This is a genomic window from Neoluteolibacter marinus, assembly GCF_014904755.1.
GTDB classification, from domain to species: Bacteria; Verrucomicrobiota; Verrucomicrobiia; order Verrucomicrobiales; family Akkermansiaceae; genus Haloferula; species Haloferula marina.
In genome coordinates this window covers 1-10245 of the sequence record NZ_JACZFQ010000065.1, presented here as the reverse complement: position 1 = coordinate 10245, position 10245 = coordinate 1, and the positions used below count along the sequence as shown (strand labels likewise).

General features: G+C 65.0%; 6 protein-coding genes. 4 read left to right on the top strand and 2 right to left on the bottom strand.

The window, feature by feature from the left end; translation table 11 throughout:
- Positions 1–149 precede the first annotated feature (149 nt).
- Positions 150–512 carry a putative quinol monooxygenase gene (locus IG178_RS12985; protein ID WP_193212990.1) on the bottom strand — a complete coding sequence of 121 codons (363 nt, stop codon included), beginning with the start codon at positions 510–512 and terminating at the stop codon, positions 150–152.
- Positions 513–688: 176 nt separating this feature from the next.
- On the opposite strand from IG178_RS12985, the gene IG178_RS12980 reads away from it, so the two are divergent.
- Positions 689–3460 (top strand): bifunctional aconitate hydratase 2/2-methylisocitrate dehydratase, encoded by a 2772-nt coding sequence (locus IG178_RS12980; protein ID WP_193212989.1) that lies wholly within the window; start codon positions 689–691, stop codon positions 3458–3460.
- On the opposite strand, the gene IG178_RS12975 is transcribed toward IG178_RS12980, so the two are convergent.
- Positions 3457–3684 carry a hypothetical protein gene (locus tag IG178_RS12975; RefSeq protein ID WP_193212988.1) on the bottom strand — a complete coding sequence of 76 codons (228 nt, stop codon included), beginning with the start codon at positions 3682–3684 and terminating at the stop codon, positions 3457–3459. The two genes, IG178_RS12980 and IG178_RS12975, sit on opposite strands and share 4 nt — an antisense overlap.
- A gap of 77 nt (positions 3685–3761) precedes the next feature.
- On the opposite strand from IG178_RS12975, the gene IG178_RS12970 reads away from it, so the two are divergent.
- From IG178_RS12970 to IG178_RS12960, 3 genes are all read left to right on the top strand, one after another.
- Positions 3762–4139 carry a transposase gene (locus IG178_RS12970; protein ID WP_193212987.1) on the top strand — a complete coding sequence of 126 codons (378 nt, stop codon included), beginning with the start codon at positions 3762–3764 and terminating at the stop codon, positions 4137–4139.
- An 87-nt stretch (positions 4140–4226) separates the two neighbouring features.
- The gene (locus IG178_RS12965; protein WP_193212986.1) at positions 4227–7067 is read left to right on the top strand and encodes an aconitate hydratase; all 2841 of its coding nucleotides are present in this window, start codon (positions 4227–4229) and stop codon (positions 7065–7067) included.
- A 257-nt stretch (positions 7068–7324) separates the two neighbouring features.
- On the top strand, positions 7325–10245 hold a 2921-nt coding region (locus IG178_RS12960), incomplete at its 3' end, for a hypothetical protein (protein ID WP_193212985.1).

Below are 10245 nucleotides of genomic sequence, written 5' to 3'. Positions count from 1 at the left end.
TTCCGGATGGGGGTCCGGTCGCGCCTGCTTTCAAAGCCGGCGCGGCTCTCGCGAGCAAATCGGGGGGGGGTGAGGGGAAACGCCGAGATCAAAGCAAGATCCCGCGGAGAAGCGAGATCTTTGAATTACGGATTAGTTAACTGAGAAACTCAGCGCTCCAACCCGCTGTGCAGCACGTACCAATCCGGGTTGAGGTGGCCGAGCGGCCCGCGCAGGCGGTCGATTTCTCCGGCCGGACCGTGGAACTCCAGCCGGGTCAGCTCGGAGATCTCCAACATCTTCCCGAGGATCTCGCCGACGTTGTCGAGATGATGCAGAACGCCCTCGGCTCCCTCGTAACCCTCGCGGCAGAACACCCGGTCCTCCAGCACCGTGAACTCGTAGAACAGGCACTTCTCCTCGCCGCGGGTTTTGTCGACGAAATCGCGCAAAAGGCACTCCGCCTGCTCTTGCTTGCCGGGATGGGTTTTGAAGTACGGATGAATGGTGACGAGATTGGTCGGAAGGCTCATTTCGCCCGGCAATCTGAAGCCGGCGTCCGGGCTGGCAAGACCGCTTTTCCCGCGGTTCCGGCCGTCTGCCACCGCCCCGGGGAACCTTTTTGACATTTCCTACCCTCTCCCTAACCTCCGCGCCCGTGACCGCGGGAGCTGAAATCCCGCCAAAAACGCCAAGCCGTTGAGCTGCCATGAGCCTGTATCAGGAATACATCCAGGAAATCGAGGAACGCAAAGAACAAGGCCTGCACCCGAAGCCCATCGATGGCGGTGAGCTGCTGGCCGAGGTCATTTCCCAAATCAAGGAACCCGGCCACGAAGCCCGGAAGGAATCCCTTAACTTCCTGATCTACAACACCCTGCCCGGCACCACGAGCGCCGCCGGCGAAAAGGCGAAGTTCCTCGAGGAGATCATCCTCGGCACCACCGTCGTCGAGGAGATCACCCCCGCCTTCGCCTTCGAGCTGCTCTCCCACATGAAGGGCGGCCCCTCGATCGAGGTCCTGCTCAATCTCGCCCTCGGCGATGACGCCGCGATCGCCAGCCAGGCGGCGGAGGTCCTCAAGACCCAGGTCTTCCTCTACGACGCCGACCTCGCCCGCCTCGGCGACGCCTATAAGGCCGGCAACGCCGTCGCCAAGGACATCCTCGAGAGCTACGCCAAGGCCGAGTTCTTCACCCAACTCCCTGACGTCCCCGAGGAAATCCCGGTGGTCACCTACATCGCGGCCGAGGGCGACATCTCCACCGACCTCCTCTCGCCCGGCAACCAGGCCCACTCCCGCTCCGACCGCGAGCTGCACGGCAAGTGCATGATCACCCCGGAGGCCCAGTCGGCCATCCGCGCCCTGCAGAAGCTCCATCCCGACAAGAGCGTCATGCTCATCGCCGAGAAGGGCACCATGGGTGTCGGCTCCTCGCGCATGTCCGGCGTCAACAACGTCGCCCTGTGGACCGGCAAGCAGGCCAGCAAGTACGTGCCCTTCGTCAACATCGCCCCGATTGTGGCCGGCACCAACGGCATCTCGCCGATCTTCCTGACCACCGTGGACGTCACCGGCGGCATCGGCCTCGACCTCCAGAACTGGGTCAAAAAGAAAGACGCCGACGGCAAGCCCGTCCTCGATGCCAACGGCGACCCCGTGCTCGAGCAGGTCTATTCGGTCGAAACCGGCACCGTCCTCACCATCAACACCCGGAGCAAAAAACTCCTCATCGACGGCAAGGAGGTGCACGACATCGCCAAGGCCTTCACCCCGCAGAAACTCGAGTTCATGAAGGCCGGCGGCTCCTACGCCATCGTCTTCGGCAAGAAGCTCCAGACCTTCGCCGCCAAGACGCTCGGCATCACGGCGCCGGTCGTTTTCGCGCCGTCCAAGGAAATCTCGCACGAAGGCCAGGGCCTCACCGCCGTCGAGAAGATCTTCAACCGCAACGCCGTCGGCACCACCCCGGGCGTCACGCTGCACGCCGGCTCCGACGTTCGCGTCACGGTGAACATCGTCGGCTCGCAGGACACCACCGGCCTCATGACCTCGCAGGAGCTCGAGGCCATGGCCGCCACGGTGATTTCACCGATCGTCGACGCCGCCTACCAGTCCGGCTGCCACACCGCGTCCGTCTGGGACAAGAAGGCCCAGGCCAACATTCCGAAGCTCATGAAGTTCATGAACGGCTTCGGGCTGATCACCGCGCGCGATCCCAAGGACGGCTACCACGCCATGACCGACGTCATCCACAAGGTCCTCAACGACCTCACGGTGGACGACTGGGACATCATCATCGGCGGCGACTCCCACACCCGGATGTCGAAGGGCGTCGCCTTCGGCGCCGACTCCGGCACCGTCGCCCTGGCCCTCGCCACCGGTGAGGCCACCATGCCGATCCCGCAGTCGGTCAAGGTCACCTTCAAGGGCGAGCTCAAGCCGCACATGGACTTCCGCGACGTCGTCCACGCCACTCAGGCGCAGATGTTGAAGAAGTTCGGCGAGAACGTCTTCCAGGGCCGGATCATCGAGGTCCACATCGGCACCCTGCCCGCCGACCAGGCCTTCACCTTCACCGACTGGACCGCGGAAATGAAGGCCAAGGCCTCGATCTGCATCTCCCAGCCGGAGACCCTCATCGAGTCGCTCGAGATCGCCAAGGCCCGCATCCGGATCATGATCGAGAAGGGCATGGACAACGAGGAAGGCGTCCTCCAGGGCCTCATCGACAAGGCCGACAAGCGCATCGCCGAGATCCGTTCCGGCGAGAAGCCGCCGCTCGCACCCGACGCCAACGCGAAGTACCACGCCGAGTTCGTCGTCGACCTCGACCTCATCGACGAACCGATGATCGCCGACCCCGACGTCAACAACGAGGACGTCTCCAAGCGCTACACCCACGACGTCATCCGCCCCCTGTCCTACTACGGCGGCGAGAAGACCGTCGACCTCGGCTTCGTCGGCTCCTGCATGGTCCACAAGGGCGACCTCAAGATCGTCTCGCAGATGCTCAAGAACCTCGAGGCAGCCCAAGGCAAGGTCGAGTTCAACGCCCCGCTGGTCGTCGCCGCGCCGACCTACAACATCATCGACGAGCTCAAGGCCGAAGGTGATTGGGAAACCCTCGAGAAGTACTCCGGTTTTGAGTTCGACGACAACGCGCCGAAGAACGCCGCCCGCACCGAGTACGAGAACATGATGTATCTCGAGCGTCCCGGCTGCAACCTGTGCATGGGCAACCAGGAGAAGGCCGCCAAGGGTGACACCGTCATGGCCACTTCGACCCGCCTGTTCCAGGGCCGCGTGGTGGAGGACTCCGAGCGGAAGAAGGGCGAGTCCCTGCTCTCCTCGACGCCGGTCGTTGTCCTCTCCGCCATCCTCGGCCGCACGCCGACCTTGGACGAATACAAGGTCGCCGTCGAAGGCATCCCGCTCACCCAGTTCGCCCCACCGGTGGGTGAAATGGTGGCGGGCTAAGGAGAAGGAGTTTCCAACTCCTTCATCTCAAACCAAGGACTTGAAAAGTCCTTCTCCGTATGTTCCTCGATCCCGACAAGGCCATCGAGAAACACCGGGGCAACCTGCCCCATTGGCAGCAGGGCGAGGCGTGGCTTTTCGTCACCTGGCGCCTCGCCGACTCGCTGCCCGAGTCGGTCGTCCGACAACTCCTCCTCAAGAAGCAGTTCTGGGAAGAAACCCATCCCAAACCCATCCCAAACCCTGGGACGACAAAACCCATAGGGAGCACAACCGCCTCTTCACCCTCCGGTTCGAAGCGTTGCTCGACGACGCCCACGGCAGCTGCGTCCTCCGGGATCCCCGCATCGCCGCCATCGTCGCCGACGCCTTCCACCATTTCGACGGCGAACGCTACCGGCTCGACTCCTACGTGGTGATGCCGAACCACGTTCACATCCTTTTCCACCCTCTCGGCGATCATCTCACGGAAGACATCCTGCATACCTGGAAACGATTCACCGCCCGCAAAATCAACGCTGCCCTGAATCAAAGCGGCCAACTCTGGCAGCACGAGTCCTGGGACCGCCTCATCCGCTCCCAAAAGCACTTCGACTGGGTCCGCAACTACATCGCGAAGAACCCCGCCAAGCTCCCGCCGGGCACTTTCAAGCTGTGGCAATATGGAGAAGGAGTTTGAAACTCCTTCCTCTCCAGCAAAGGACTTAAAAAGTCCTTCTCCCAATTCCCGCACGACGCCCCGCCACTTTTGCCCTAGGGTGCTCCCATGGACACTCTCCGCACCTTCACCACCGGCTCTGGCGCCGACGGCAAGTTCCACTCCCTCCCCGCCCTCGCCGAACAGGACTTCCCGAATCTCTCCCGACTCCCCGTCTCCATCCGCATCGTCCTCGAGTCAGTGCTGCGCAACGTCGACGGCCGCAAGGTGACCGAGGACGACGTCAGGAACCTCGCCAACTACAACGCCAAGTCACCCGGCGACTACGAGATCCCCTTCACCGTCGCCCGCATCGTCCTGCAGGACTTCACCGGCGTGCCGCTGCTGGTCGACGTCGCCGCCATGCGCGATGCCGCCGTGGCCCGCGGGGCCTCGCCGGAGAAGATCGAGCCGCTGGTGCCGGTCGACCTCGTCGTCGACCACTCGGTGCAGGTCGACTTCGCCGGTTCGCAGCTCGCGCTCGACCGTAACATGGCCATCGAGTTCATCCGCAACCGCGAGCGCTACGAGTTCCTCAAGTGGGGCCAGCAGGCCTTCGACACCTTCTCCGTCGTCCCGCCCGGCATCGGCATCGTCCACCAGGTCAACCTCGAGTACCTGGCGAAGGGCGTGCTTTCCAAGGACGGCGTCTACTACCCCGACACCCTGGTCGGCACCGACTCCCACACCACCATGATCAACGGCCTGGGCGTCGTCGGCTGGGGCGTGGGCGGGATCGAGGCGGAAGCCGGCATGCTCGGCCAGCCGGTCACCTTCCTGGTCCCGGAAGTCGTCGGCGTCTACCTCCACGGCGCGCTCGCCGAAGGCGTCACCGCCACCGACCTGACCCTCCGCGTCACCGAAATGCTGCGCAAGCACGGCGTAGTCGGCAAGTTCGTCGAGTTCCACGGCCCCGGCGCCAAGGCGCTCAGCCTGCCCGACCGCGCGACCATCGCCAACATGGCCCCCGAGTACGGCGCGACCATGGGTTTCTTCCCGGTCGACGAGGAAACCATCCGCTACCTCAAGGGTACCGGCCGCTCCGATGAGCTCTGTGCCACCGTCGAGAACTACTACAAGGCCCAGGGCCTCTTCGGCATCCCGGACAAGGGCCAGTGCGAATACACCGACGAGCTCGAGCTCGACCTCGCGACCATCGTCCCCTGCGTCTCCGGGCCGAAGCGCCCGCAGGACCGCATCGACGTCCCCGAACTGCGCGACCGCTTCAACGCGCTGTTCACGGCCAGCACCGCCGACGGTGGCTTCGGTCTCAGCGCCGACAAGCGTGACGTCGTCATCCCGGTCGAAATGCCCGAACCCGCCGGCTACGCCGTCGGTTCGCTGCTTGAAAACATCGATCACGGGGCCCCGCAGGACCAAGCCGAGATGACCACCAACCGCCCGACCCCGGACACGGTGCTCGCCAAGGAAGCCTTCGACCCGATCGATACCGAGCTCCGTCACGGCTCCATCCTCATCGCCGCGATCACCTCCTGCACCAACACCTCGAACCCGAGCGTGATGCTCGCCGCCGGCCTGGTCGCGAAGAAGGCCAACGCCCTCGGCCTGACCGTCGCTCCCTTCGTCAAGACCTCGCTCGGCCCCGGCTCGCGCGTCGTCACCGATTATCTCGACGCCACCGGGCTGACCAAGGAACTCGACCAGCTGGGCTTCGAGACGGTCGGCTACGGCTGCACCACCTGCATCGGCAACTCCGGCCCGCTCCACCCGGCGATCGAAGGCGCGATCAAGGAAGGCGACCTGGTCTGCGCCTCGGTGCTTTCCGGCAACCGCAACTTCGAGGCCCGCGTCCACGGCTCGATCAAGGCGAATTTCCTGATGTCCCCGCCGCTGGTCGTCGCCTACGCCCTCGCCGGCCGCGTCGACCTCGACCTCACCAGCGAGCCGCTCGGCCATGACCAGGCCGGCAACCCGGTGTTCTTGAAAGACCTCTGGCCGAGCCAGGCCGAGATCCGCGAGCAGCTCGATGCCGCCCTCAAGCCCGCCGTCTATCAGAAGCTCTACGGCAGCGTCGACACCGCCAACCCGAAGTGGGGCGAGATCCACGGCAGCACCGGTGCCACCTACGCCTGGGATGAATCCTCCACCTACGTCCAGTCGCCGCCCTTCTTCGACAGCAAGCAAGGCGCCAGCCAGGACATCACCGGCGCCCGCCCGCTCGGCATCTTCGGCGACTCCGTCACCACCGACCACATCTCGCCCGCCGGCGCGATCAAGCCGACCTCCCCGGCCGGCAAGTACCTGCTCGAGAACGGCGTCGAGAAGGCCTCCTTCAACTCCTACGGCGCCCGTCGTGGCAACGACCGCGTCATGACCCGCGGCACCTTCGCCAACGTCCGCATCAAGAACCTGATGTGCCCCGGCATCGAGGGCGGCTACACCCAGTTCTACGGCTCCTCGGAAGTCACCGCACCCGACCAGGAGATCGCCGCCGCCGCGGGCGCCCGCCCGACCTTCATCTACGACGCCTCGATGGCCTACCAGAAGGAGGGCACCCCGCTGGTCATCATCGGCGGCGAGGACTACGGCATGGGCAGTAGCCGAGACTGGGCCGCCAAGGGAACGAGACTGCTCGGGGTGTCCGCGGTGGTCACCAAGTCCTTCGAGCGCATCCACCGCTCGAACCTAATCGGCATGGGCGTGCTGCCGCTGAATTTCGTCGACAAGGCCGACTACGACAAGGTCAAGGATCTCGTCGACGCCACCTTCGACCTCACCGGCATCGCCGGCGAGTTGAAGCCGATGCAGCCCGCCACCCTCGTCGCCCACAAGGCCGACGGCTCCACCGTCGAGGTTCCGCTCAAGGTCCGCCTCGATACTCCGGCCGAAGTCGACTACTACAACGCCGGCGGCATCCTTCCCTACGTCTTGGACCAGATCCTTGCCTGAATAAGGAGAGCGAGTTTTCAACTCGCTTCGCCGTGCAAGCCTCGGATTTCAAACCCGCTCTCCCGGGTCATGAAGCCGCTGCCCCGCCGGGCGGCGGCTTCTTGGTGTACGCCCGGAGTGTTTCCCTCCGCCCTGCCACCGCGCGCGTGTCCGCTCCCTCACAGGCAACCTTATGGTTCGAAAATCTTTATCATTCCCGCTCAGTTCCTTACCCTCCGGCCGCCCTCTCTTCCCACTCACCCATCCCGCCCACATCCATGACGCCCCTCCCCGACCTCCTGCCGCGCCTGATCCCCTGCGTCTCCCTCGCCATCTTCCTGCTCGCCGCCCCGCCCGCCCGCGGAGAAATCCAGATGATCGACCACGTCAGCAGAGGCGAGGCGGACTCGGAAGGTGCAGTCGGAAACCTTGATCTCAGCGTGACCGGAGGGGAGATCCTCTTGCTCGCCGCGACCTACGATGCCGGTCAGGACGGAATCCTCGACGGCACGATCACCGCCACTTTCGGCGGCACGCCGCTGGTTCCCGTCCAGACGCTGTTCCGGCCCGACGGCGAAGTCGGCAGCGCGATTTTCATGCTGGAGCTCCCCATCCCGCAAACCGGAACCCTCGCCGTCCAGTGGGGGGTCGACACGATTGTGCCCTTCAACGGCAACTCGAAGATCGCGGCCTTCACCCTTTCCGGGATCGACACGGAGAATCCCTTCGGCTCCACCGCCACCAACAGCGACCTTTCCACCGGAGTGACCCTCGACAACGTGGAGCAGGGCCATTGGTCGATCTATGCCATCGGTGCCCAGCAGGGACTCGGCAATCCCCCCCTGGACATCAACGGAACCACTGCCGCGGAGGTCACCGGATTCGTCGATCTCAAGGACGCCATCGAGGCCGGTGCGCGTACCCTGGTCGGCGGGTTGGTCCAACAGACCACCGGCTCCGTCACCTACACCCACCTTCAGGCCGCCCGCGAAGCCGCGGCCATCGCCCTGGAGGTCAATGCCGCGCCGGCCGTTACCACGCTGTTTGAGGATGACTTCGACGAGGGCGTGAGCGAAGGAGCCTGGACCGAACAGCTCTCCCACGCCGACGCCAGCGTGGACTACGCCTTCGACTACAGCGCGATCGGCATTCCCGCCGCGCCCCGCTCGCACAAGGGCAGCACCATCGGCATGCGCTTCCTCGCCAACTCCGACGCCGGTGTGTTCCAGGGAATCTCCACCACGCCCGACGGCCAGAGTTTCACCGGTGACTTCCGACTGAGCTTCGACGCGTGGCTCAACTACGTGGGCCCGCTCGGACCGGGCGGCTCCGGCTCCACCCAGATCGCCACCTTCGGCTGGGGCAGCGATGGCAGCGCCACCGATTGGATCGGCCGTGGCTCAAACGGAACGGTCCTCTTCGGCACCACCCTCGACGGCGGCAGTGCCGCCGATTACCGCACCTACGTGGGCGGAACCCTGGTATCGGACCTGTCCACCTACGCCGCAGGCAGCATGAACGGCAGCGCGGCCTACTATGTTTCCCGTTTCCCGGCCGCATCGGCACCCGCCGGGCAGCTGACCCTCTATCCCGGCCAGACCGGCTCCACCGACGCGGGCGAGATCGCCTTCGCCTGGCACCGGATCGAGATCGTCCGCGAAGGCGACACCCTCACTTGGACGATCGACGGCCAGGAAATCGCCACCGCCGACATCTCCGCAGCCTCCCTCGACGGCGACAACATCTGCCTCGGCTTCTCCGACACCAACTCAAGTTCCTCCGCAGATCCGAACGACCACCTCAACACTTTCATCGTCGACAATGTGAAGGTCACCACCCTCAGCGGAGAACTTCCCGCAGCGGAAAACTTCGACCTGAACGTCCGCACCTCCGACAAGGTCGACACCAACAACCGGTCCGACCGCGGGATCTTCGGCGGGGCCGTGATGGCGGGCGACTCGAACGATGTCGGCTTCGGCAACAACGTGCCGATCCAGGTGCTGTCCATCGACGGCTTCGACAACACGACCGACACCGGCCGCGTCCGGCTGGAAGCGGACCTCACCGCCTGGAACGCCGACAACACAATGACCGATCCGCAAGGCGTGAAGTTCCGCTTCACCGTGCAGGCCGACGGCGAGTCGGATGCCGGGAGCGGCCACCTCAACGGCACCTTCTTCGGCCGGCTCGGCATCGACGACGTGGTGCAGGCCGCGCCGAACGACTACCCGACCGTCGAGGAGGGCGAAGGCATCCGCTTCTCGATCAAGAACCTCCAGGTGCTGGAGGCGCCCGCCGGCCATACCGTCCGCTTCAAGTCCTTCTCGAACCCGACCTACTGGATCCTCAAGCAGACCCCCGTCATCACCCGCCCGGCCCCGGACACGCTGCATTTCGGATGGAGCGACGACAACACCGGTGACGCCTTCATCGGCACCGCCGGGCCCACCGGGTTCGACCTGAAGTTCGAGATCGTGGAGAAGGAAAGCGACGCCACGCTCCAGCTCCTGACAGGCTCCCTGAGCTACGACACCACCGACCCGGTGGACATCGCGGATTTCGCTACCTTCACCCCCGGCACCACCGGTCACGCCTTCGTCGGTTACGAGGTCACCACCGACACGCCCGGACTCTTCACGGCAGGTCCTGCCGTCGACGCGAGCGGGCGCCTGACGTTCACGGCACTGGCGCCGGGAAGCGGACAGATCTTCATCCGGGCGCAGGATGAGGGCGGCTTCACCGGGGCGCTGGTTGTTTCCGTTACCGTTCGCAGCCCATACGAGATCTGGGCGGACGACCACGGTCTCACGCCCGGGGAGAATGACCAGTTTCCCGACGATCCGGATCTCGACGGGCGCTCCAACCTCGAGGAGTTCGCCTTCGATGGCGACCCGCTCTCCGCCGCGGACGAGGGCAAGCGCCGGGTGTCGATCTACAACTACCACGGCATGAAGTTCCTCTCGCTCACCGTTCCCGTCCGCACTGGGGCCGTCTTCACCGGGTCGCCGAGTCCCTCCGCCGGAGTCGACGGGGTGACCTACACGGTCTACGGCACGCTCGACTTCGATGACTTCGACGAGCCCGTCGTACAAGGTTCCGCGGAAGACGATGCCGGCCTTCCGGAGCTCTCGTCCGGCTGGGAGTACCGCTCCTTCTGGCTCTCCGCCCAAGTCCCGACCGCGCCCCGCGGCTTCCTGCT